Annotated in this window: 21 protein-coding genes; 13 read left to right on the top strand and 8 right to left on the bottom strand. The window is 62.8% G+C overall.

Annotated features, from left to right (window positions below):
• Positions 1-39 precede the first annotated feature (39 nt).
• Entirely contained in the window at positions 40-1,293 is a 1,254-nt protein-coding gene (locus ACZM22_RS03485) for a chloride channel protein (protein WP_489543130.1), read from the bottom strand.
• Positions 1,294-1,557: 264 nt separating this feature from the next.
• Here ACZM22_RS03485 and serC point away from each other — a divergent pair, with 264 nt between their 5' ends.
• Together serC and ACZM22_RS03475 are read left to right on the top strand one after the other, a co-directional pair.
• Positions 1,558-2,649: a 3-phosphoserine/phosphohydroxythreonine transaminase gene (gene serC / locus ACZM22_RS03480; RefSeq protein WP_489543129.1), complete on the top strand. Its 1,092-nt coding sequence runs from the start codon at positions 1,558-1,560 to the stop codon at positions 2,647-2,649.
• A 199-nt stretch (positions 2,650-2,848) separates the two neighbouring features.
• A complete protein-coding gene (locus ACZM22_RS03475; protein WP_489543128.1) occupies positions 2,849-3,754 on the top strand; it encodes a D-2-hydroxyacid dehydrogenase in 906 nt (301 codons plus the stop codon).
• 275 nt (positions 3,755-4,029) lie between these two features.
• Here ACZM22_RS03475 and ACZM22_RS03470 read toward each other — a convergent pair whose 3' ends face one another.
• Entirely contained in the window at positions 4,030-4,593 is a 564-nt protein-coding gene (locus tag ACZM22_RS03470; protein ID WP_489543127.1) for a DUF4358 domain-containing protein, read from the bottom strand.
• Between the two features lie 393 nt (positions 4,594-4,986).
• Here ACZM22_RS03470 and ACZM22_RS03465 point away from each other — a divergent pair, with 393 nt between their 5' ends.
• Together ACZM22_RS03465 and ACZM22_RS03460 are read left to right on the top strand one after the other, a co-directional pair.
• Positions 4,987-6,171: an aminotransferase class I/II-fold pyridoxal phosphate-dependent enzyme gene (locus ACZM22_RS03465; RefSeq protein ID WP_489543126.1), complete on the top strand. Its 1,185-nt coding sequence runs from the start codon at positions 4,987-4,989 to the stop codon at positions 6,169-6,171.
• Complete coding sequence (locus ACZM22_RS03460) at positions 6,164-6,961, top strand: SDR family oxidoreductase (protein WP_489543125.1); 798 nt, start codon at positions 6,164-6,166, stop codon at positions 6,959-6,961. Before ACZM22_RS03465 ends, ACZM22_RS03460 begins: the two co-directional genes overlap by 8 nt.
• Before the next feature lie 43 nt (positions 6,962-7,004).
• Here the strand turns inward: ACZM22_RS03460 and ACZM22_RS03455 are convergent, their stop codons facing one another.
• The 4 genes from ACZM22_RS03455 to ACZM22_RS03440 form a co-directional block, all read right to left on the bottom strand.
• Positions 7,005-7,682 (bottom strand): DUF554 domain-containing protein, encoded by a 678-nt coding sequence (locus ACZM22_RS03455; protein WP_489543124.1) that lies wholly within the window; start codon positions 7,680-7,682, stop codon positions 7,005-7,007.
• Entirely contained in the window at positions 7,679-8,416 is a 738-nt protein-coding gene (locus ACZM22_RS03450) for a tRNA threonylcarbamoyladenosine dehydratase (protein ID WP_489543123.1), read from the bottom strand. The genes ACZM22_RS03455 and ACZM22_RS03450 overlap by 4 nt, the downstream gene beginning before the upstream one ends.
• The gene (locus tag ACZM22_RS03445; protein WP_489543122.1) at positions 8,409-9,983 is read right to left on the bottom strand and encodes a peptidylprolyl isomerase; all 1,575 of its coding nucleotides are present in this window, start codon (positions 9,981-9,983) and stop codon (positions 8,409-8,411) included. The genes ACZM22_RS03450 and ACZM22_RS03445 overlap by 8 nt, the downstream gene beginning before the upstream one ends.
• A gap of 509 nt (positions 9,984-10,492) precedes the next feature.
• Positions 10,493-10,789, bottom strand: coding sequence for a DUF1292 domain-containing protein (locus ACZM22_RS03440; protein ID WP_483268014.1), 297 nt, complete (start codon positions 10,787-10,789; stop codon positions 10,493-10,495).
• 291 nt (positions 10,790-11,080) lie between these two features.
• On the opposite strand from ACZM22_RS03440, the gene ACZM22_RS03435 reads away from it, so the two are divergent.
• The 4 genes from ACZM22_RS03435 (at position 11,081) to ACZM22_RS03420 (ending at position 15,859) form a co-directional block, all read left to right on the top strand.
• A complete protein-coding gene (locus tag ACZM22_RS03435) occupies positions 11,081-13,642 on the top strand; it encodes a transglycosylase domain-containing protein (protein WP_489543121.1) in 2,562 nt (853 codons plus the stop codon).
• A gap of 154 nt (positions 13,643-13,796) precedes the next feature.
• Positions 13,797-15,011, top strand: a complete 1,215-nt coding sequence (gene dinB / locus ACZM22_RS03430; protein WP_489543120.1) for a DNA polymerase IV — start codon at positions 13,797-13,799, stop codon at positions 15,009-15,011.
• A 52-nt stretch (positions 15,012-15,063) separates the two neighbouring features.
• Positions 15,064-15,573 (top strand): SLOG family protein, encoded by a 510-nt coding sequence (locus ACZM22_RS03425; protein WP_489543119.1) that lies wholly within the window; start codon positions 15,064-15,066, stop codon positions 15,571-15,573.
• A 16-nt stretch (positions 15,574-15,589) separates the two neighbouring features.
• The gene (locus ACZM22_RS03420) at positions 15,590-15,859 is read left to right on the top strand and encodes a TIGR03905 family TSCPD domain-containing protein (protein ID WP_489543118.1); all 270 of its coding nucleotides are present in this window, start codon (positions 15,590-15,592) and stop codon (positions 15,857-15,859) included.
• A 59-nt stretch (positions 15,860-15,918) separates the two neighbouring features.
• On the opposite strand, the gene ACZM22_RS03415 is transcribed toward ACZM22_RS03420, so the two are convergent.
• Both ACZM22_RS03415 and ACZM22_RS03410 read right to left on the bottom strand, forming a co-directional pair.
• Complete coding sequence (locus ACZM22_RS03415; protein WP_489543117.1) at positions 15,919-16,581, bottom strand: RluA family pseudouridine synthase; 663 nt, start codon at positions 16,579-16,581, stop codon at positions 15,919-15,921.
• Between the two features lie 3 nt (positions 16,582-16,584).
• Positions 16,585-17,946, bottom strand: a complete 1,362-nt coding sequence (locus ACZM22_RS03410; protein WP_489543116.1) for a D-alanyl-D-alanine carboxypeptidase family protein — start codon at positions 17,944-17,946, stop codon at positions 16,585-16,587.
• Positions 17,947-18,054: 108 nt separating this feature from the next.
• On the opposite strand from ACZM22_RS03410, the gene ACZM22_RS03405 reads away from it, so the two are divergent.
• The 5 genes from ACZM22_RS03405 to ACZM22_RS03385 all read left to right on the top strand — a co-directional run bounded on the left by ACZM22_RS03405 (position 18,055) and on the right by ACZM22_RS03385 (position 22,712).
• The gene (locus ACZM22_RS03405; protein WP_484437561.1) at positions 18,055-18,420 is read left to right on the top strand and encodes a ComEA family DNA-binding protein; all 366 of its coding nucleotides are present in this window, start codon (positions 18,055-18,057) and stop codon (positions 18,418-18,420) included.
• A complete protein-coding gene (locus ACZM22_RS03400) occupies positions 18,417-19,121 on the top strand; it encodes a response regulator transcription factor (protein WP_489543115.1) in 705 nt (234 codons plus the stop codon). The genes ACZM22_RS03405 and ACZM22_RS03400 overlap by 4 nt, the downstream gene beginning before the upstream one ends.
• 4 nt (positions 19,122-19,125) lie before the next feature.
• On the top strand, positions 19,126-20,577 hold the full coding sequence (locus tag ACZM22_RS03395) for a sensor histidine kinase (protein WP_489543114.1): 1,452 nt from the start codon (positions 19,126-19,128) through the stop codon (positions 20,575-20,577).
• Positions 20,578-20,582: 5 nt separating this feature from the next.
• On the top strand, positions 20,583-21,506 hold the full coding sequence (locus ACZM22_RS03390) for a GerMN domain-containing protein (protein ID WP_489543113.1): 924 nt from the start codon (positions 20,583-20,585) through the stop codon (positions 21,504-21,506).
• Positions 21,507-21,839: 333 nt separating this feature from the next.
• Positions 21,840-22,712 carry a LysR family transcriptional regulator gene (locus tag ACZM22_RS03385; protein WP_489543112.1) on the top strand — a complete coding sequence of 291 codons (873 nt, stop codon included), beginning with the start codon at positions 21,840-21,842 and terminating at the stop codon, positions 22,710-22,712.
• The last annotated feature ends 16 nt before the right edge of the window (positions 22,713-22,728 follow it).

Below are 22,728 nucleotides of genomic sequence, written 5' to 3'. Positions count from 1 at the left end.
AAAGAGGCACCCGAAGATGTCTCTTTCCGTCTGTTTTGCTCACTCCTTGGTGTGTACGTTGATGAACTCCGCCCGCAGCTTGGAGTAGAGGATGGTCTGGCTGCTGTATAGCCCGCAGTAGCCGGACAACACGTAGCTGATGGCGCAGGCGATGGCAAAATACAGCATGGCGTCGGCGCCGAACAGCTCCACGCTCAGCACCACCGACGCGATGGGGCAGTTCACCGCGCCGCAGAACACGGCCACCAGCCCGATGGCGGCGGCAAAGCCCGGCGGCAGGCCCAGCAAAGCCCCGGCGGCACAGCCGAAGGTGGCCCCCACGAAGAAGGAGGGCACCACCTCGCCGCCCTTGAAGCCGCACCCGATGGTGACGGCGGTGAACAGCAGCTTCAGAAGCCACGCCCACCCACTGGCCTCACCGGTCAGGGCGCGGCTGATGACGTCCATGCCCGCACCGTTGTAGTCCGTGGTGCCCAGCAGCAGCGTCAGCGCGATGATGACCGCACCGCCTGCCGCCGCACGGAGGTAGCTGTTCTTCACCAGCCGCGCCGCCAGGTGCTCCGTGACGTGGAGCCCGCGGCAGAACAGAATACTCACCAGGGCGCAGAGGATGGCCAGCACGACCACCAGCAGCAGCGTCCAGCCGTCCAGCGCCGGCATGACTACGGTGAAGCGGGTGGGCGGCACACCCATCCACAGCGACACCAGATACCCTACCATGGCCGCCGTGATGCAGGGGACAAGCCCTGCGTAGTACAGTACGCCCACACTGATGACCTCCAGCGCGAACACCGTGGCGGTAAGGGGCGTGCCGAACAGCGCGGAGAACACGCCGCTCATGCCGCACAGCGTGGCCAGGGGCAGGTCCTTCTCCCCCAGATGCAGCAGCCGCCCCGTGCGGTAGCCGATGCCGCCGCCGATTTGCAGAGCCGCGCCCTCGCGTCCGGCACTGCCGCCGCACAGGTGGGTGATGACGGTGGACACGAAGATCAGCGGCACCAGAAGCACCGGCACCTCCTTGCCGAAGTGTACCGACTCGATGACGGCGTTGGTGCCCCTGCCCTCCAGTTTACATAATTTATACAGCCCCGCGATGACGAGACCGCCCGCCGGCAGCAGATACAGCACCCAGGGGTGGGCCAGCCGCACCTCCGTGGCATAGCTGACGCCCAGGTGGAACAGCGCGCCCACCATGCCGCCCACGCCGCCTACCAACCCGCCGATGACCAGCCATTTCAGCATGGCGTCGGCGTACAGCCCAATGCGCTCCAGATATTTCCGCAGCCCTTCCATATTCCACTTACCGCCTTTTCTCTCTTGTTCCGGGGCCTGCGTCCGCAAGCCCGCAGCACGGTATTCTACCATGTTCCGGCGGGACTGTCAAACCGCCTATGGAGGACAAATATTCTTTGTACGAAACTGAAAATTTTTCAGGCACACTGACATATTTTCGTTTTCCCTGTTGATTCCGCCGAAGCTTTGCCGTATACTATACATTAGCAATAGCAAAACGAACAAAGAAGGACCAATCAACCATATAAACAGGAGGAAAACCAAATGAAATACGGTCGTACTTTCAATTTCTCCGCGGGCCCTGCCATGATGCCGGAGCCCGTCCTGGAGGAGATCCGCGATGAGATGATGAACTACCGCGGCAGCGGCATGTGCGTCATGGAGATGAGCCACCGTTCCAAGGTGTTCCAGCAGATCATCGACGAGGCCGAGGCCGATCTGCGTGACCTGATGGGCATCCCCGATAACTACAAGGTGCTGTTCATCCAGGGCGGCGCCACCCTGCAGTTTGCCGCCGTGGCATGGAATCTGATGAAGAACGGCAAGGCCGTCTACATCGAGACCGGCGCCTGGTCCAAGAAGGCCATCGCCGAGGCCAAGAAGTACGGTGAGGTCATCGTGGCCGCCTCCTCCAAGGATAAGAATTACAGCTACATCCCTGACTGCTCCGATCTGGACATCCCCGAGGATACCGATTATGTCTATATCTGCGAGAACGAGACCATCCACGGCGTGACGTGGAGCAAGCTGCCCAACACCAAGGGCCACGTGCTGGTGTCCGACCAGTCCTCCATGTTCCTGAGCAAGCCCTGCAACGTCTCCGACTACGGCATGATCTACGCCGGCGTCCAGAAGAACGTAGGCCCCGCCGGCATGGTGGTGGTCATCATCCGCGAGGATCTGATCCGCGAGGACATCGACCCCAAGATGCCCATCTACATGAGCTATAAGACCCACGCTGACAACGGCTCCATGTACAACACCCCCAACTGCTGGGCCATCTACTGCTGCGGCAAGGTGTTCAAGTACCTCAAGAGCATCGGCGGCCTGGAGGAGATGCACAAGCGCAACATCGCCAAGGCCAAGGTCATCTATGACTTCCTGGATCAGTCCAAGATGTTCAGGGGTACCGTGGAGCCGGAGTTCCGCAGCCTGATGAACATCCCCTTCGTCACCGAGAGCGCCGAGCTGGACGCCGAGGTGGTGGCCGCCACCAAGGCCGCAGGTTACGACAACCTGAAGGGCCACAAGTCCGTGGGTGGCCTCCGCGCCAGCGTCTACAACGCCATGCCCATTGAGGGCGCTCAGGCTCTGGTGGAGTTCCTGAAGAAGTTCGAGGCCGAGCATACGAAGTAACAACTTGCAAAGGGGATGTTAAGTCCCTCCCACCGGCTGATCTCTGTCGCCGGTGCCGCCCGGAGCGGCTGAGCCGTGGTATTTCTGCCGCATACACGCCGGGGCAAACACCCGCCGGCAGGGCGATGCAGGGGGGGCGTCCCCGGCGCCCCGCCCCGACAAATATCAACAAATTGTAATAGCAAAGGAGAATATTACCATGCGTATTCTGGTTACTGACGGTATGGACAAGACCGCGATGGCGCAGCTGCGCGAGATGGGTCACGAGGTGGTGGAGCAGTTCTACGAGCCGGATCAGCTGGGCAAGGCCCTGCGTGATTTCGACGTGGTGGTGGTCCGCTCCAAGACCAAGGTCCGCGCCAACCACATCGACGAGGCCAAGGGCAGCCAGCTGAAGCTGATCATCCGCGGCGGCGTAGGCGTGGATAACATCGACGTGAAGTACGCCGAGGCCAATGGCATCGCCGTGAAAAACACCCCCAAGGCGTCCTCCCAGTCCGTGGCGGAGCTGGCCATGGGCCACATGTTCGCCTGCGCCCGCTACATCTCCGATGCCGGCTACACCATGCGCAACGGCGAGTGGAAGAAGAAGGAGTACGGCAAGGGCATCGAGCTGCAGGGCAAGACCCTGGGCATCGTGGGCTTTGGCCGCATCGGCCAGCATCTGGGCGTCATGGCCAAGGCCATCGGCATGAACGTCATCGCCTTCGATATTTTCCACATCCCCGGCATCGAGGAGCAGCTGGGCATCCCCTATGTGGAGATGGACGAGCTGCTGGCCAAGTCTGACTTCGTATCCGTCCACGCGCCCGCTGTGGACGGCGGTGCGCTGATCTCTGCGGAGAACATCGCCAAGATGAAGGACGGCGTGGTGGTCATCAACACCTCCCGCGGCACCAATGTGGACGAGGCCGCTCTGCTGGCTGCGCTGGAGTCCGGCAAGGTCCGCGCTGCCGGTCTGGATGTGTACGCCGACGAGCCCGCCACCAACAAGGCGCTGTACAGCCATCCCATGGTGTCCTGCACGCCGCATATCGGCGCTGCGACGGTCGAGGCCCAGAAGCGCATCGGCGCTGAGATCGTGGACATCATCAAGGCCATGTAAGTATGTCCGTGCGCCGATATCCGGCGTCCTCGCGGCATAGCCGCTGTGGTCGGAGACTAAAAATGTGCCGCAGGCACATTTTTGAAACGCCCCGACATATCGGCGCTGCGACGGTCGAGGCCCAGAAGCGCATCGGCGCTGAGATCGTGGACATCATCAAGGCCATGTAACTGCGCTGCGACGCTGCCTATCCAGCGTCCGCGCATCCAAAAAACAGCCATAAAAAATCAGCTGCCTATGGGGGCAGCTGATTTTTTATGTACTTTTCCGCGCCGTTACTTCAGCACGATCTGGTTGTCCGCCGCGCCGAAAATGTCCTTCCACGCGGCGTCCACCTTGCTGCCCTCGCCGCGGAACCACTGGCTCTCAGCGTCCGCGGTCAGCTCCTCCTCCGGCGTCTGGCCCAGGATCAGCAGCGCCACATAGTCGCCGCTGACAAACAGACGGGCCTGACCCACTTGGGCCTGGTTCATGCTGTAAAGCTGGCTGTAATCCTCCACCTGCGCAAACCGTTCCTGCAGCAGGGCGGCGGCGTCCTTGGCGTAGCCGTCCTTGACCTTCAGTACCACAGCGGTGCTGGGATTCACGGCGCTGATGGAGCTGCTCTCCGAGACGCCGCTGTCAATTTTTGACAGATCCAGCCCAAAGTAGTCGGACAGCCAGCTCTGTTCATCGGTGACATCGCACTCGTAGCTGTCGCCAAGGGCGGTTTTCAGCTTGTCCAGCACCTCCTGCGCCGTCAGGTCCACAGTCTTGCCGTTATCGTTGTTCTCGCCGCCGCAGGCCGCCAGAGACAGCACCAGCAGCGAGGCCAGAAAAATCGTAAAAAATCTCTTCATGATGAAGAACCTCCGTTTTTTGCGGTGTTTTGCGCCGGACAGCGCGCTTTATCCGACATCCATTAGAGGGACAGATCGCGGCAAAGGTTCCGTATCATGAAAAAAACGCGCTCCGCGCCGAAGTGTCCCGATTTCGGGACACGTTATCCGCTATGCTGGAAGGCAGAAAAGGAGGTGCGCACTATGACCACGATCTCTATCATTTGCACCATGTGCGGTGCGGCGGCTCTGTCCAGGGGTATCCTGAGGGTCATCGAGTATATCGGCCGGTAGCTGACCGTTGACAACTGCCCATCCGTTCTATATAATATTTTGTGTAAAAATTTACAATATATACCGATATACGGAACGATATTACGTAATAAGCGTTATTAGAACAAGAAAGGACATGTCATGGATATTTTTGAAAAATGCTATGCCCCTTCGCTGGCCGGTGAGCTGAAGGAGAAGGGCGTCTACCCCTATTTCCACGCCCTCCAGTCCCGTCAGGACGTGGAGGTGATGATGGAGGGCAAGCGCCGCATCATGCTGGGCTCCAACAACTATCTGGGCCTGACCACCGACCCCGTGGTGGTGGAGGCCGGCATCAAGGCGCTGGAGCGGTACGGCACCGGCTGCTCCGGCTCCCGCTTCCTCAACGGCACGCTGGAGATGCATCTGGAGCTGGAGGACGCGCTGGCCAAGTTCCTGCGCAAGCCCGGCATCGTCACCTTCGGTACCGGCTTCCAGTCCAATGTGGGCATCATCTCCGCGCTGGTGGGCCGCCACGACTACGTCATCTGCGACCGTGAGAACCACGCCAGCATTTACGCCGGCTGCCAGCTGTCCTACGGCAAGATGCTGCGCTACCGGCACAGCGACATGGCGGAGCTGGAGAAGTGCCTGCAGAAGGTGCCGGAGACGGCGGGCGCGCTGATCGTCACCGACGGCGTGTTCTCCATGGGCGGCGATATTGCCAAGCTGCCGGAGATCTGCGCTCTGGCGGAGAAGTACGGCGCCCGGGTCATGGTGGACGACGCCCACGGTCTGGGTGTGCTGGGCGAGGGCGGCCGCGGCACCGCCAGCCACTTCGGGCTGGAGGACAAGGTGGACGTGTATATGGGCACGTTTTCCAAGTCGCTGGCGTCTCTGGGCGGCTACATGGCCGCATCGGCGGAGGTGGCGGAGTATGTGCGCCACGCCTCCCGCCCCTTTATCTTCTCGGCGTCCATCCCGCCGGCCAACTGCGCCACGGCGTTGGCGGCGCTGCGGCAGCTGGAGCAGCATCCCGAGCTGCCGGAACGGCTGCGCAGCCTGAGCCTGTACGCCCGCAAGGGCCTGACGGAGCGGGGCCTTACCATCCGGCCCTCGGCGCTGGAGGCTCCCACGCCCATCATCCCCATCTATACCTACGAGACGTACCGGACGCTGCGGGTGGCGGCGGACATCTACAACCGCGGCGTGTACGTGAACCCCACGCTGCCGCCGGCCACGCCGGAGGGCGAGGCCCTGCTGCGCACCAGCTACATGGCCACCCACACGGAGGCCCTGCTGGACGAGGCTATGGACATCATCGGGGAGGTAATGGCAAATGAGTAACAAGGTCGCAGTTGTCACCGGCGGCACCTCCGGCATCGGACGGGCCACGGCGCTGGCGCTGAAGGACGCAGGCTGCACCGTGTACGAGTTGTCCCGCCGTGCACAGGGCGTGGAGGGCCTGCACCACATCTCCGCCGATGTGACGAAGGAGGAATCGGTCCGTGCCGCCGTGGAGCAGATCATGGCCCGGGAGGGCCGCATCGACATTCTGGTGAACAACGCCGGCTTCGGTATCTCCGGCGCGGTGGAGTTCACCTCCACGGAGGACGCCAAGTCCCTGTTCGACGTGAACTTCTTCGGCATGGTGAACATGAACCGACAGGTGGTGCCCATCATGCGTGAGGCGGGGCATGGCCGCATCGTGAATCTCAGCTCCGTGGCGGCGCCGGTGCCCATCCCGTTCCAGACCTATTACTCCGCCACCAAGGCGGCGGTGAACGCCTACACCATGGCCTTGGCCAACGAGCTGCGGCCCTTCGGCGTGACGGTGTGTGCCGTCATGCCCGGCGACATCCACACCGGCTTCACGGCGGCCCGCCGGAAGATCGGGGAGGGAGACGACATCTATCAGGGCCGCATCAGCCGCTCCGTGGCCCGCATGGAGCACGATGAGGAGACCGGCATGGACCCCGCCAGAGCCGGCGGCTATGTGGCCAGAGTGGCCCTGCGGGAGGGGAGCCACCACCCGCTGTACGCCATCCGCATCGACTATAAGTTCTTCGTGTTCCTGACCAAGGTGCTGCCCGCCGGTGCGCTGAACCGGCTGGTGTACCTTATCTACGGCAAATAAAAAAATGCCCATCCGGCGTATGCCGGATGGGCATTTTTTCAGCTTACATGAATTGACACAGCAAAATAGGGAACAGGACGGCGGGCATCATGTTCAGGATGCGCAGCTTCGTCAGGCCCATCACGTTCAGGCCGATGCCGATCAGCAGCAGGGAGCCGGTGAACGTCAGCTCCGCCAGCACCGCCTCGGTGAACAGCGGGGCCACCAGAGAGGCCAGAATCGTTACCAGCCCCTCCACCAGCAGGACGCTGCCGCCGGCAAAGGCCACGCCGATGCCCATAGAGCTGGCGAAGGCCACCGCCGACACGCAGTCGATGATGGATTTGGCGAACAGGATGGTGTGGTCGTTCTTGAGACCACTGTCCAATCCGCCCATCACGGCCATGGCGCCCACGGCGAATACCAGCGTGCCGGTGACGAAGCCCTCGGTGATGCGGCCCATGCCGCTGAACTTTTTCTGGAGCCACTCGCCCATCCGTTCCACGGCATGTTCGATGTTCAGCAGCTCGCCCACGATGGTGCCCAGTATCAGGGACAGGATGGGGATGAGCTGGTTATTGCTGGATGACAGACCGGAGATGCCGATGCCTATAGCGAGCAGGGCGGCTGCGGTCAGCAGTGTTTGCTTCATGCGCTCGGGCATCAGCTTACCGCCGAAGGTGCCCGCAAGGCCCCCAGCGACGATGGCAACGCCGTTGACCAGTGCGCCTGTGAGTATCAAGGGATCATGCCTCCTCCATGCAAGAGGTCGCGGATCACCACACTGCCCATCAGCAGCCCCGCCGTGGCGGGGACCCAGGCCACACTGGCAGGGACAGAGCGTCGCCCGGGAGGGGGCGCTTCCAGCTGCTGCGTTTCGGCGGGCTCCTCCGGACTGTACACCACCTTCAGGCGGCGGATGTCACGGGCCCGCAGCTCCCTGCGCATCACACGGGCCAGCGGGCAGCCGCTGGTCTTGGAGATGTCGGTCACCTGCAGCAGCGTGGGGTCCAGCTTGTTGCCGGTGCCCAGCGCCGTCAGGATGGGGATGCGCCGCAGGCGGGCCTGCTCGATGAGGTCCAGCTTGCAGCTGACCAGGTCGATGGCGTCCACGATATAGTCGTAATGTGTCGAAAAGAAACGGTCGTGGTGGGCGGCATCATAGGTGGCGCAGATGGGGTGGACCCGCAGCTCCGGGTCGATATCCGCGCAGCGGCGTGCCGCTACCTCCGCCTTGGACTGGCCCACCGTGGAGCGCAGGGCGTACAGCTGGCGGTTGATGTTGGTGACGGATATGGTGTCCTGATCCACCAGCGTCAGCTCGCCCACGCCGCTGCGGGCCAGGCACTCCGCCGCGTAGCTGCCCACACCGCCCAGACCGAATACGATCACGTGGCAGCGCCGCAGCCGCGCCATAGCGTCAGCGCCCAGCAGCATCTGCGTCCGCAGAAAGGCCTCGTTCACGGTGTCAGCCAACGTACTTCATGCCGGACTGCTGCTCCGCGGCAGCGGCCTCCGCCAGGGAGGAGGTCCAGTCGCTGTAATCATTGCTGGACATGGCATTCTCCACGGAGACCTGCCAGGCGGGGACATCCTCGCCCACGAAGTACATGACGTGGTAGCCGGTGTAGCTGCCCTCGTTGTAGACGATGCCGGTGTCGCCGGACTTGCGGGCGGGATCGAAACACCAGTCGTTGAACTCGGAGACCATCTGACCCTTGGTGATCTTGGTGTACAGACCGCCGTTGGTGTTGGAGCCGGTGTCGTCGCTGAGCTCATTGGCCAGAGCGGCGAAGGCATCCTCGGTGCCGCCGTTGGCCTGCCACCGGGCCAGAGCATCCTCGGCCTTGGCCTTGGCCTCATCCTTGCGGGTGGCCAGATCGGTGTCATAGGTATCGGAGCTGGAGTCCAGATCGGAGGTGCTCACCTGGAACAGGATGTGGCGCACGTCCACGGTCTTGTACTCCTGACGTCCCACAGAGTGGAACACCACCACGTAGCTGTTGGGATCGTCTGTCACCACAGCGCTCTCGCCGGAGGTGCGGGCCTTGTCGAATACCCAGGTGCTCAGGGCAGAGCCGTTGTTGGAGCCGGCGTCCACGCTGCTGTAAGAGCCGGTGCTCTCATAGTCGGCGGCGATGACGGACAGGGACTCGCCGGCCTGATAGCGCTCCAGCGCAGCGGCGGCAGCCTCGGCAGCGGCGGTCTTGGCAGCCGCGGAGGCGGCCTCGGTGGGCTGGACGGTGTTGCCGTCGGCGTCGGTGGTGGAGTCGGCGGTGCCCTTGAAATAGATATACTCATAGGAGGCCACGTCGAAGTCGCTGCTGTTGGCCTGATAGTACTCCTCCAGCTGGGACTCGGTGTAGCTCAGCCCCTCCTGATAGTGCTGCATGTAGTGGGTGGCGACTTCCTCCAGCGTCATCATCTTCTTGAAGGTGCTGACGGTCATGGTGCTGCCGTAGGCCAGCTTCAGGTAGCTCTTCAGGGTGTAGCCCTGCTCCTTGGCGCCGGCGGTGATGTTGTCGATGACCTCGTTCACCTCGGCGCGGATGTCGTCATCCTCGCCCATGCCGTTGGCCTCGGCCTCCTTGGCGGCCATGACCTGAACGGACAGCTGACGGGTGGCGTAATCACGGAAGAACTGGTCCCAGGTGATGTCGCCCTCATCCGTGACCTGCAGCAGCATCTTGGCGGTGTCGCTCATGTTCTGCTTGTCCATGGCCACAGAGGTGTCGATGCCGTAGAAGGAGCTGTAACCGGAGTTGATGATGCTGTTCTTGATGCCATAGTAATAGTAGTTCATCTGGGCGGCGGTATAGTTCTCGCCGTCCACGGTGATGGCGGTGGCGCTGCGCTCCAGCACGCCGGAGTTCACCACCACCAGCAGGGCGGCCACCAGCACGAACACCACCGCGATGGTGCCGTACAGACGGTTGGCCTTGCGCTGCTGGGCCTTCTCCTCCGCCTCACGGATGGCCTTGGGGTCCTGAATACCCTGGCTGGCCAGATCCTGGCGGTTCTTCTTTTCTCTTGATGCGCTCATTTGCTTCATTCCTCTCAAAAACGGGCATAATACGCCCTTGGTGATAAAATGCCTGCTTATTATACAGGATTACGCGCCGTTCCGCAAGGGGCAAGCGCAGGGAATTTATGAACATTCCGGAAAGATATGGGCGCTTCTGCCGGAATATGGGCGGCGGAAGCAGCCCCGCAGAGTGGGCGGCGCGGCCCTTTTCGGACAAAACGAAGCGCCCCTCCGCGCAAGGCGGAGGGGCGCTCAGCGATGGGCAGCGGCCGCGTTATAACCTGCACAGCTCGCAGGTGGGTTGTCTCCAACTGACTTTACTGCTTCCAACTTCCGGCCGCATATAGCAGCGGGGAGGCCTGCAAACCATCCGTTGATCCGACATCCCCTATAACCAATGTCAGGATAAAAAAGACCGCTGCCCATCGCTGAGGGCGGGCGCGTGGCCGTGCCCGCCGGACTCTATGATATAGTGTACCAGCTCCGCCCGTCGAATACAGGCGGAAGCCAGACGCGGAACGGTTTTCTCAGTTGTCGCCGTCCTCGTCGTCCATCAGCTGCTCCATGAACAGGTCGTACACGCGGTTCAGCTCCTCGTCACTGTCCAGTGTGCTCAGCAGCTCCTCACCGTTTTCCGTAATGGATTTCAGGATCACCAGACCGAACTCCTCGGCGGCAGCTTCATCGGCCTCGTCATCCACCGTAGGGAAGAACGCCATGTACGTCTGGCCGTCCACCTCAATGGCGTCCACGTACTCCAGCTCGATCTCGTTGCCGTCCTCATCGGTCAGGGTAATAAAATTGGGGCCGAATTCCTCACTCATGGGAGATCCTCCTTCGATGTTGTCGTGCCCCTACTATAACGGTTTCCACGGGAAAATGCAAGTGCGATTCTGCCGCCTTTTCCGGCGTCTGGGGACTGAAAACCACCGGAAACGGGGAAAATAAAGGGATTCAGCCCTTCCAAACGGGCGATTTTTACGGAAATAGCAGGTTTTCGGGAGTTGACAGGCATGGTAAAATAATCCGTATAGTGGGTTTTTATAGGGCTTTCGTGGGAAAGTCCGGCATTCCGCCCACCAGTAAAACCAACAGAGAAAGGAAGGTGCCCTGTAATGGATGAACGCAGACGCAGACAGGCTGCCGGCCGCACGGACCGGACGCAGAGCGCCCGAGAGATAGACAATAACGGACAGGAGCGTGCTCCCCGCCGCCGCGGCTGGCACACCGCCGGCCGCGTCATCGGCACGATCCTGCTGGTGATGGTGCTGACCATGGCCATTTTTGCCGGTATTTTCAGCGCCTACATCAACAGCAGCATGCGCGGGAACGTCGAGGTCTATCTGGACGAGTTTGAGTCGAAGGTATCCACGGAGCTGTATTATCAGGAGCCATCCACTGAGGAATGGACCATGTACCAGACACTGTTTCTGGATTCCGAGAACCGCATCTGGGCCAACCTGGACCAGATCCCCAAGAACCTGCAGGAGGCTGTGGTGGCCATTGAGGACAAGCGCTTTTACAAGCACCACGGCGTGGACTGGTACGGCACCGCCCGCGCCATCCTCAGCACCCTGTTCGGCGGAAATGTCCAGGGTGGCTCCACCATCACCCAGCAGCTGGTGAAGAACGTCACCGGCGACAACCAGAACACCGTGAAGCGCAAGGTCACGGAGATCTACCGCGCTCTGGATCTGGAGAAGCGCTACGAAAAGGACGAAATTTTGGAGGCGTACCTCAACGAGGTGTACTTCGGCCGCAGCTGCTACGGCGTGGTGACGGCGTCTCTGACCTACTTCGATAAGGACGTGTCGGAGCTGACGCTGGCGGAGTGCGCCAGTCTGATCTCCATCACCAACAACCCCTCGCTGTACGATCCCCTGCGGGCGGACTGGAGCCGTGAGAACAACCGCGAGCGCCAGCTGCTGGTGCTGGGCGCCCTGTATGAGCAGGGTACCATCGACCAGACCACCTACGAGGCCGCCAAGGCCGAGGAGGTGGTGTTTGCCGACGGCTACACCATTCAGGGCAACTATGTGGGCAGCGATGAGAGCAAGAAGAACACCACCGGCGACACCACCGGCGACACCACCGGCGACACCGCCGGCGGCGATACCCAGGAGGATACCCAGGAGTCCACCGCCACCGCCAGCCAGTCCTACTTCACCGACGCGGTCATCGACGACGTGGCCTCCGCTCTGGTGGAGAAGTACGGCCTTACCGACATCACCGATGCCAACGGCAAGGTGACCACCGCCTTTGAGCAGGGCGTCAACATGGTCTACGGCAAGGGCTACAAGATCTACACCACCCAGAACCCCACCTACCAGAAGATCGCGGAGGAGGTCTGCTCCGATACGTCCAACCTGCCCTACACCACCACGTACACCGATTCCTACGGTGAGACGAAGACGGAGCAGCTGCAGGTGGGCATGACCATCGTAGACCCCTACACCGGCTACGTGGTGGCCATGGTGGGCGGCGCCGGCGTCAAGCAGGTGGACCGCGGCTGGAACTGGGCCACCAGCGCACGGCAGTGCGGTTCTGCCATCAAGCCCGTGTCCGTCTACGCCCCCGCCCTGGATGACGGCACCATCAACGGCGCCAGCGCCATCGACGACTATCCGGTGATGGTGCTCAACGGCTCCGCTTACCCCAAGAATTCCAACGGCCGCTACATGGGCCTGACCCCGCTGCACACCGCCATCGCACGATCCACCAACACCTGCGCCGTCCGCGTGGTGCAGGAGTACGGCACCGGCCGGTCCTATGACTTCATGACCAGCAAGCTGGGCTTCACCACCCTGACGTATCAGGATTCCCAGCAGGTGGGCAACATGGGTCTGGGCGGTCTGGACCGCGGCGTCACCACTGAGGAGATGGCCGCCGCCTTCGGCGCTTTCGCTAACCAGGGCGTCTACACCGCGCCCCGCACCTTCATCCGCGTGGAGGATCCCGACGGCAACGTGGTGCTGGAGAACGAGGCCGAGTCCTCCGTGGCCATGAAAGACACCACTGCCGCGCTGATGAACAGCCTCCTGCAGGAGGTAGTCAACGGCGGTACCGGCTATGAGGGCCGGATCAGCGGTATGCACGTGGCCGGTAAGACCGGTACCACCAACAACGATCAGGACCGCTATTTCGTGGGCTACACCCCGTATTACAGCTGCGCCGTGTGGGTGGGCTACGTCCACAACCAGCGCATCGTGGCCAGCGGCAACCCCGCGGCCTCCATGTGGCAGAAGGTGATGAGCCGCGTCCACGAGGGGCTGGAGGACAAGGACTTCTTCAGCTGCTCCGGCCTGACCTACGTGTCCGTCTGCGCCGACAGCGGCCTGCTGGCCACCGAGGACTGCGCCCTGGACTGCCGCGGCAGCCGCGTCTACTCGGCGCTGGTGGCGGCGGACAACGCGCCCTCCGCAAGCTGCAACCTGCACACCAGTCCCGATTATACCGTGGCCTTCGTGGATGAAAACGGCGAGACCACCATGGCCAGCGGCTCCATCCTGAACTACGAACGCCAGCGCCTGCCAGGCTACGAGGATCTGGAGGCCGAGGACGACTTCATGCTCCTCTACGGCGGCACCAGCGGCGGCGATGATGATTGGGACGGCTTCTTCGGCGGTTCCGATGACGACGAGGATGATGACGATGTTCACACCAGCTGGTGGGGATAAAACACAAGCAACATGAAAAAAGAGCGCGTTCCCGCGGGGACGCGCTCTTTTCCGTACATTTGCGGGGCAAAAAAATAAAATGCCGAAGCCCCTTTTCAAACGCCGCAGCCTGTGTTATAATAGAACAAACATTCCATTCGAAGGGGGCGAGGATATGGCGGATCGAGTCATTTTCCACTGCGATCTCAACTGCTTTTTCGCCTCGGTGGAGCTGCTGGACAAGCCGGCACTGCGGGAGGTGCCGGTGGCCGTCTGCGGCGATCCCGCCTCCCGCCACGGCATCATCCTGGCCAAGAACGAGCCCGCCAAGCGCAGGGGCGTCCAGACGGCGGAGACGGTGTGGCAGGCCAAGCAGAAGTGTCCGAACCTGATCCTGCTGCCGCCCCACCACGGACTGTACGCCCAGTACTCCCGCCGTATCAACACCATCTACGGGCAGTATACCGACCTGGTGGAGCCCTTCGGCATCGATGAGAGCTGGCTGGACGTCACTGGCAGCCTGCACCTGTTCGGCGGTGACGCCAGACAGCTGGCGGATGACATCCGCGCCCGCCTGCGGCAGGAGGTGGGGCTCACCATCTCCGTGGGCGTGTCCTTCAACAAGGTGTTCGCCAAGCTGGGCAGCGACTACAAAAAGCCCGACGCCACCACCGTTATTTCGCGGGAGAACTGGCGGGACATCGTGTGGCCCCTGCCGGTGGGGGACCTGCTGTTCGTGGGCCGCGCCGCCCAGCGCACATTGGGGCAGTACGGCGTGGAGACCATCGGCCAGCTGGCCGCCTGCAAGCCGGAGATGCTGGAGCAGCTCATGGGCAAGATGGGCGTCCAGCTCTACCGCTACGCCAACGGGCTGGACGATGCGCCGGTGCGCCCGCAGCATCAGCGGGAGCCGGTGAAGTCTGTGGGCAACAGCTCTACGTTTCCCGAGAATCTGACCCGCTGGGAGGAGATCCGCAGCGGGCTCCAGCTCCTCAGCGACAGCGTGGCGGGCCGATTGCGGAAGGAGGGGCTGTACTGCGGCGGCGTGGCCGTGGCGGTGAAGGACGCCCAGTTCCGCACCGTCAGCCGCCAGATGCGGCTCGGCGCCCCCACCCATCTGATGCGGGACATCTTCGAAGCGGCGCAGGAACTGACCCGCCGGATCTGGAAGACGCCCACGCCGGTGCGGCTGCTGTCCGTCACCGCACTGTATATTACGGACAGCGCCGATTCCTACCAGCAGCTGGACCTGCTGGCGGGCGACGCGCCCCTGCGGGACCAGCGGCAGGAGCAGCTGGAGAGCGCCATGGACACCATCCGCGGCAAGTACGGGCGGGACGCCATCGCCTTCGGCCGCGGCGGCAAGGTGGGCTGGAACAAGGACGAATGACCCTTTACAAAAGGGCCGGTTTTGGATACAATACGAAAGGTAGGTGACGGCCGTGGGCCCGAGACAGATGTCCGTGTGCTTTTCCGGCTATCGGCCGGAGAAGCTGCCCTGGGGCGGCGACGAGTCCGACCCGAGGTGCGCGGTGCTGAAGAAGCGGCTGTACGACGCGGCGGAGAGCGCCTGCGCGGAGGGCTACCGCCACTTCATCTGCGGCATGGCCCGGGGCGTGGACCTGTACGCCTGTGAGGCGGTGCTGCAGCTGCGGGAGAAGTACCGCGACATCACGGTGGAGGCCGCCATCCCGTGCCCCAGCCAGCCGGAGGGCTGGCCGGAGGACGAGCAGCGCCGCTGGCACGATCTGGTGGACCGCTGCGACTACGAGACGGTAGTGCAGGATCACTACGACGCGGGCTGCATGCAGCGGCGCAACCGCTACATGGTGGACCACGCGGCCATGCTCATCGCAGTCCACGACGGACAGTCCGGCGGCACCCGCCGTACCATCGAATATGCCCTGCGCCGCAGGCTGGATGTGGTCATCCTGCCGCCGGTGGAGGCGTGAAAAAGGAGTTTTTATCATGACAACGTATACCTATACCCCCAAGGGCGTCTGTTCCCGGCGCATGACCGTAGCACTGGAGGACGGCGTGATCCGCGATGTCCGCATCGAGGGCGGCTGCAACGGCAATCTTCAGGGCATCAGCCATCTGGTGATCGGCATGAAGGCACAGGACGCCATCGACCGTATGCGCGGCATCCGGTGCGGCGGCAAGCCCAGCTCCTGTCCCGACCAGTTGGCCACGGCCCTGACTCAGGCGCTGGAGCAGGCCGTTCAGCAGGGCGCGTAAAGACGTATAAAAAAGATGACCGCACCGGCGGTCATCTTTTTTATACGCTTTTGGGAATTTTATTCGGTTCCGGGAAACAGCGTCCACGGCCAGCGCCGGGGCGGGGGACAGCTGACATCCACCGGCTTGCCGGTGACGGGATGGGTGAACGCCATGCGGTGGGACCACAGGGCCGTGGTACACTCGGCCTTGCTGCCGTAGCGGATGTCGCCCAGCAGCGGCAGACCGCGGGAGGCGAACTGCACGCGGATCTGGTGGGTGCGTCCGGTGTGCAGCCGCACCTGCACCAGCGTCAGCTCCTCTGTGCGGCCCAGCGTCACGTACTCCAGCGATGCCTCGCGGACGCCCTTGCGCATCCGCTTCACCACGTAGCTCTTGTTCCTGGACGCGTCGCGGAACAGCAGGTCCGTCAGCGTGGCGGCGTTCTCCTGGGGATGACCCCGCAGCACCGCCAGATATTCCTTGGTGATGCGGCGCTCCGCCACGGCGGCGGTGAGCTTGCCGGTCACCTCGCGGCGGCGGGAGAACAGCATGACGCCGCCCACCACCTTGTCCAGCCGGTGGACGGTGGCGATATAGTCCGGCTGGCCCAGCGCCTGATAGTGCTGCCGCAGCAGCGCGGGCATACAGGCCCCTGTCTCGCTGTCCTCCGACAGCACGCCCACGGGCTTGACGCACAGGACCAGATACCGGTCCTCATACAGGATATGTACGTCCTCCATGGCTCAGCGGCGGCGTCCGCGATAGGCATGGTGGCGGTAGCGCCTGCCGGACCGGCCGTAGCGGCGGGTGCGGCCGTACAGCCGGAACCAGACCAGCACGGCGATGATCAGCAGCACCACCACGATGGTGATGATCTTCACGGGGGTGCGGGAGAAGAACTGGCCGATGTTGTACTTGGCCAGCAGGAAGCTGCTGGCAGACACATCAGCCACGGCCAGCAGGGGAACGGTGACGTAGTCCACACCGTCATAGCTGATGGTGATGGTGCCCAGCTGATCGCCGGCGGCCACGGGGGCGTTGACGCTGTCGTTGTCCAGCGTCACAGTGCGCTGCAGCTGATCCAGCTCCAGATCGTTGGGAAGCACCGCCTCAGCGTTGCTGGCGGGGTGTACCGCTACGGTGGACACCTCGTTGCTCAGGGCCACCGGCACCTCGCAGATCAGCTCGTTGGACTCCAGCACCGTGCGGGCGGAGAAGTTGTCGAAGCCCCAGTCGAACAGGCGGGCCGTCTCGGTGAAGCTCTCCACGCGGGTGCCGCCGGTCTCGGTCTTGACCTCCTCACAGCCCAGCACCACGCTGACCAGCGTGCGGCTGCCGCGGGCGGCGGAGGACACCAGACAGTGTCCCGCCGCATCGGTGGTGCCGGTCTTGATGCCCTGTGCGCCGGAGTAGAGATAGCCGGTCATGCGCCAGTTGGAGATCAGGGCGTTGGTGCTGTGGAGCTCCCGCTCCGTGTCGGTCATGTTGGTGGCGGGGACAGTGTAGGCCTTGGTGTTGACGATGGTCATGAAATCGTCGTGCTTCATGGCCTCCCGGGTGATGAGATAGATATCCCACGCGGAGGAGTAGTGGCCGGACTGGGTCAGACCGGTGGTGTTGGCAAAATGGGTGTTCTGGCAGCCCAGCTCCTGCGCCCGCTGGTTCATCTGCTCCACGAAGGCGTCCACGGAGCCGGCCACAGCCTCGCCCAGGATGTTGCACGTCTCGTTGGCGGAGATCACCAGCATACAGTACAGCAGCTGCTCCACCGTCAGCGTCTCGCCCACCTTGATGTCGGCGGTGCTGCCGTCCTCCACCATGCCCTTCATGGCGGACTCGGTGGCGGTGATGCCCTGGTCCATCCGCAGCTGGCCGCGGTCCACGGCCTCCAGCACCAGCAGAGCGCTCATGACCTTGGTGATGCTGGCCATGGGCAGCTCCTGGTGGATGTTCTTATCGTACAGGACGGTGCCGCTGTCGGCATCTACCAGAATGGCGGCCTTGGCGCGGATGTCGGGGTCCTCCAGCGCCAGCGCCTGCGGGGTCAGCAGGGTACACAGCAGACAGGTCACGAAAAAAACGGATAAAAAGCGGCGGATTTTCATAGGATTTTTTCTCCATCTATGTTATAATAGCAATGTGTAAGGCGGACAGGCTGTGCCCGCCGGAATGTACGGCATTCATTATACGCGAAAACGTGGGGGGAGTCAACTGTGGGCGGACGGATAAAACTGTCAAAAACAGAGACCTTTCTGCTGGCGCTGACGGCGCTGTTTCTGGTGACGGCAGTGTCCGTGCGCCTGCTGACGCCCCGCGCCGCCGCGTCGCAGTATACGGTGGAGGCCCTGACGCCGTCGGAGGAGACGGAGGAGAACAGGGTGAATATCAACACGGCTTCGGCATCGGAGCTGGACGCGCTGCCCGGCATCGGACCGGTGCTGGCCCAGCGCATCATCGACCGCCGCACGGAGCAGGGACCGTTCACCTCGGTGGAGGAGCTGCTGGAGGTGGACGGTATCGGGCAGGCCACACTGGACGGTCTGCGGGAGTTTATCACGGTAAAGGAGACAAAGGAATGAAAATATTGGTCGTGGACGATGAAAAGCTGCTGGTGAAGGGCGTAAAATTCAATCTGGAGAACGAGGGCTACGAGGTGACGGCGGCCTACGACGGCGCCGCCGCAGTGGAGCTGGCGAAGAAGGAGAATTTCGACCTCATCGTCATGGACGTGATGATGCCCGGCCTGTCCGGCAGCGAAGCCTGCATGCAGATACGGGAGTTTTCGGACGTGCCCATCATCATGCTGACGGCCCGCAGCGAGGACAGCGACAAGCTGATGGGCTTTGCCTGCGGCGCCGACGACTATGTGACCAAGCCCTTCAATATTCTGGAGCTGAAGGCCCGCATCCGCGCCCTGCTGCGCCGCGCCGGAGGTCCCGCCGCTCAGGCACCCCAGCGCGCACCGCTTCTGACGGTGGGGGACCTGAGCCTGGACACGGAGGAACGGGTGGCCATCCGCGATGGAAAGACCATCGACCTGACCGCCAAGGAGTACGACCTTATCGAGCTGCTGATGAAGAACCCGCGGCGGGTGTACAGCCGCGAGAGCCTGATGGATCTGGTGTGGGGCTACTCCTACGCCGGAGATTACCGGACGGTGGATGTCCACATCCGCCGCCTGCGGGAGAAGCTGGAGCCGGACCCTGCCAGGCCGGTGCATATCATGACCAAGTGGGGAGTGGGTTACTATTTCAAGGGAGAAAGTCAGCCCACCGTCTGAGACGGTGCGGAGCAAGATCTCGGCGCTGGGCCGGAGGCTGCGGAGCAGAGCGACGCTGCAGTTCAAGTTCAGCCTGAGCTATATTCTGGTGATCGCGGCGGTGCTGATCCTGCTGAACTCCTACCCGCTGCTGGTGTCCCAGAACCTGATGGTGTCCTCTACCCAGGCCAACCTGAGAAGCACCGCCAAGGTCATCGAGTCGGCGCTGATGGGTCTGGAGCAGTTGACGGAGGAGAACGTCAGCGCGGCCCTTTCGGGCCTGAACGAGGCGGGCGCCACCCGCATCATGGTCACAGACAGCGCCGGCCTTGTGGTGTACGACACCCGCCAGGGCAACGATGCCGTGGGGGAGTACGCCCTGTACTCCGTGATCGCCTCGGCTCTGAAGGGCAGCGACACCTTCTACTGCCGCTATGACGGCGAGGCGTTCCTCAGCCGTATGGCCACGCCGGTGGTGTACCACAGCCAGACGGTGGGCGCGGTGTACGCCTACGACTACGACACGGAGCAGGCGGCGCTGCTGCAAAGCTTCCGCAGCAACCTGCTGACCATCTCCGTGATGATCGCACTGCTGGTGACGGGCCTGAGCATCATGCTCTCCCGCATGCTGACGCGGCAGATCAGCGGCCTTCTGCAGGCCATCCGCAACGTTCGAGAGGGCGCGTACAGCCACCGCGCCGATGCCAGCGGCACCGACGAGATCGCCCAGATCGCGGCGGAGTTCAACAGCCTCACCGACCGGCTGCAGACCACGGAGAACGCCCGCCGCCGGTTCGTGTCCGATGCCAGCCATGAGCTGAAAACGCCGCTGGCGGGCATCCGCCTGCTGACGGATTCCATTTTGCAGACCGACAACATGGACCCTGAGACCACAAAGGAGTTCGTTACCGACATCGGCCGGGAGGCGGAGCGGCTCAGCCGCATCACCGAGAACCTGCTGCGCCTGACGCGGCTGGACGGCGGCGTGGTGCCGTCGGCCTACCCCGTGGCGGTGGGGCCGGTGCTGCAGCGGGTGGAGCGGATGCTGGGCATGGTGGCCGCCGAGAAGGGCGTGGTCATTTCCGGCGCAGTATCGGAGGACGCGGTGGCTCTGGCCACCGATGACGACGTACACCAGATCCTCTACAACCTGATGGAGAACGCCATCAAGTACTCCGCCCCGGAAAGCGGCTTCGTGCGGGTGGAGGCGTCTGTGCAGGACGGACAGGTGGTCATCACCGTTACTGACAACGGCATCGGCATCCCCGATGAGGACCTGCCCCACATCTTCGACCGTTTCTACCGCGTGGACAAGATGCGTTCCAGAGAGGTGGGCGGAACCGGTCTGGGCCTGTCCATCGTGAAGGATACCATCGAGGGACGCGGCGGCGCCATCTCCGCCGGCCACGGGCCGGATGGCGTGGGTACGACGTTTACCGTCCGTCTGCCGCTGGCGCAGCGAGAGGAGGAAGCATGAGAGGGATGAGACATTTCCTGGCGGCGCTGCTGACCGCGGCGCTGCTGCTGAGTCTCGCCGCCTGCGGCAGCACCAACTCTGCCGGCCAGCTGCGTCTTTATTATCCGGCGGAGCTCAGCACCAAAAGCCGCAGCACCGGCGGCGGCGACGCCATCGCCAGCGTGCAGGTGGACTGGCAGCAGATCGGCGGCGATCAGCTGGGCCGCCAGCAGCAGGCTCAGTACATCATGGAACAGCTGCTGGGAGCGTGCAAGGCGTCGGGCTTCACCAGCCCCGTGCCGGACGGCACCGCCCTGCGCAGCTGTACCGTCACCGGCGGCACGGTGTCGGTGGATCTCAGCAGCGAATACGACCATCTCACCGGCATCGACCGCACCATCGCCGACTACTGCATCACCCTGTCACTGCTGCAGCTCACCGGCATCTACGCCGTGCGCATCACGGTGATGGACGTGTCGCCTGCCAACCATGAGGAGGTCTACACCTCGGCGCAGATATTGCTCACCAGCCCCGAGGACATCGTGCGCACTGTAGAGGTAACGCTGTACTTCCCCGATGAGTTGGGCAACCTGACGGCGGAGGAACGGCGGCTTACGGTGTACGAGGGCGAGACCCCGTCGGAGGCGGTGGTGAAGGCCCTGACAGAGCGGCCCATGGACATCTATGCAGGGCTGGAGCGCCTGCTGCCCAAGGGCTTCACCGCTCTGGCCGCCAGCGTGGAGGACGGCACCTGCTATCTGAACCTGCCGGGCAGCGTGGTGTCCCTGCTGCCGGAGGACAGCCAGAAGCAGCGCATAATGCTGGAGGGCCTGGTGAACTCCCTGTGCTCGCTGGAGGGCGTGGAGCAGGTACAGATTTTGCTCAACGGCGACTACCAGATGCTGCTGGGCACCCAGCCCGTCAGCCGCCCGCTGCTGCCCACGGAGTAAAATGTGACAGAAACAGGCGTCTGTGCATGGCACAGACGCCTGTTTGCTGCAAAAATATCCCAGACGCGCCGAAAGCCGCACCATCGTGCGGCTTCCTGACGATTTGAGGATAGAAAGGAAAAGCAATTCATGTTATGAATCACTGTGGATATGATACACGGTAAGACTTTTTTTGTAAAGCGACAAAATCTCATATTTCCATTAGAGAATGTCATGGATACATAAAACCCATGGAGCCGGACAGGATAACAGGGTTGCCATGGCGCGGCAAAAGTGCTATCATAATGGGGCATTATGTCACTATGATAATTCGTCATGATGGGAGGCAGAGCTATGGACACGAAAAAGCTGGCGGCCTTGGCGGCGGCAGTGCGGCTGGGCAGCTTCACCCGCGCGGCGGAGGAGCTGGGCTACACCCAGTCCGGCCTGACCCACATGATGAACAGTCTGGAAAAGGATGTGGGCTTCCCCGTGCTGGTGCGCAGCCGCAGCGGTGTGCGCCTGACCCCCGCGGGCCAGCGTATCTTCCCGCTGGTGCAGGAGTGTTTGGCGGGGGCGGAGGCGCTGGAGCGCGAGATCCTGCTCATCAACACCCATCAGGAGGAGAGCGTCCGCGTGGCGGCCTACGACTCCATCGCCCGCCACTGGCTGCCGGAGGTGATCCAGCAGTTTCGCCGGAACCAGCCCGGCATCGGCGTGGACATCCAGATGGGCAGCGTACAGGAGGTCTACCGCTGGGTACAGGAGGGCCGCGTGGACCTGTGCTTCGCCAGCCGTCAGGAAAGCGTGGCGCTGGACTGGATACCCATGCAGGACGATGAACTGCTGGCCATCCTGCCGCCGGACTACGACAACGGCGGCCGCAGCGCATTTCCGGTGGAGGAGTTCACCGGCAAGGAGTTTCTGATGCCCTCCATGGGCTTTACACTGGACATCATGCGGGTGCTGAATCGCCACGGCGTCACGCCGCTGATCCGCACTACCCAGGTGTCGGACAGCGTCATCCTCTCCATGGTAGAGCACGGTCTGGGCGTCAGTATGCTGTCGCGCCTGGTGCTGCAAGGGCGTCAGGGCGGCGTACAGGCCCTGCCGCTGGCCCCGCGGGCCGTCCGCGAGCTGGGCATGGCCTCCCGTCCCCGCAGGGAGCTGCGCCCCATGGTCCGGCGGTTCATGGACGAAGCGCGGGAAATGATCGGGAAAACGTAACACTTGTGAGGATTTT

The organism is Vescimonas sp. (genome assembly GCF_057856985.1).
Note: the sequence above shows the minus strand (reverse complement) of the source record. Positions and strands in the feature narration are given on the sequence as shown.

Excerpts from the sequence above, each read along its gene's own strand:
- ACZM22_RS03420 (WP_489543118.1), top strand. The coding sequence starts at position 15,590 with ATGACAACGTATACCTATACCCCCAAGGGCGTCTGTTCCCGGCGCATG.
- ACZM22_RS03485 (WP_489543130.1), bottom strand. The coding sequence starts at position 1,293 with ATGGAAGGGCTGCGGAAATATCTGGAGCGCATTGGGCTGTACGCCGAC.
- dinB (WP_489543120.1), top strand. The coding sequence starts at position 13,797 with ATGGCGGATCGAGTCATTTTCCACTGCGATCTCAACTGCTTTTTCGCC.
- ACZM22_RS03475 (WP_489543128.1), top strand. The coding sequence starts at position 2,849 with ATGCGTATTCTGGTTACTGACGGTATGGACAAGACCGCGATGGCGCAG.
- serC (WP_489543129.1), top strand. The coding sequence starts at position 1,558 with ATGAAATACGGTCGTACTTTCAATTTCTCCGCGGGCCCTGCCATGATG.
- ACZM22_RS03410 (WP_489543116.1), bottom strand. The coding sequence starts at position 17,946 with ATGAAAATCCGCCGCTTTTTATCCGTTTTTTTCGTGACCTGTCTGCTG.
- ACZM22_RS03465 (WP_489543126.1), top strand. The coding sequence starts at position 4,987 with ATGGATATTTTTGAAAAATGCTATGCCCCTTCGCTGGCCGGTGAGCTG.
- ACZM22_RS03460 (WP_489543125.1), top strand. The coding sequence starts at position 6,164 with ATGAGTAACAAGGTCGCAGTTGTCACCGGCGGCACCTCCGGCATCGGA.
- ACZM22_RS03445 (WP_489543122.1), bottom strand. The coding sequence starts at position 9,983 with ATGAGCGCATCAAGAGAAAAGAAGAACCGCCAGGATCTGGCCAGCCAG.
- ACZM22_RS03390 (WP_489543113.1), top strand. The coding sequence starts at position 20,583 with ATGAGACATTTCCTGGCGGCGCTGCTGACCGCGGCGCTGCTGCTGAGT.
- ACZM22_RS03400 (WP_489543115.1), top strand. The coding sequence starts at position 18,417 with ATGAAAATATTGGTCGTGGACGATGAAAAGCTGCTGGTGAAGGGCGTA.
- ACZM22_RS03440 (WP_483268014.1), bottom strand. The coding sequence starts at position 10,789 with ATGAGTGAGGAATTCGGCCCCAATTTTATTACCCTGACCGATGAGGAC.
- ACZM22_RS03470 (WP_489543127.1), bottom strand. The coding sequence starts at position 4,593 with ATGAAGAGATTTTTTACGATTTTTCTGGCCTCGCTGCTGGTGCTGTCT.
- ACZM22_RS03435 (WP_489543121.1), top strand. The coding sequence starts at position 11,081 with ATGGATGAACGCAGACGCAGACAGGCTGCCGGCCGCACGGACCGGACG.
- ACZM22_RS03415 (WP_489543117.1), bottom strand. The coding sequence starts at position 16,581 with ATGGAGGACGTACATATCCTGTATGAGGACCGGTATCTGGTCCTGTGC.
- ACZM22_RS03385 (WP_489543112.1), top strand. The coding sequence starts at position 21,840 with ATGGACACGAAAAAGCTGGCGGCCTTGGCGGCGGCAGTGCGGCTGGGC.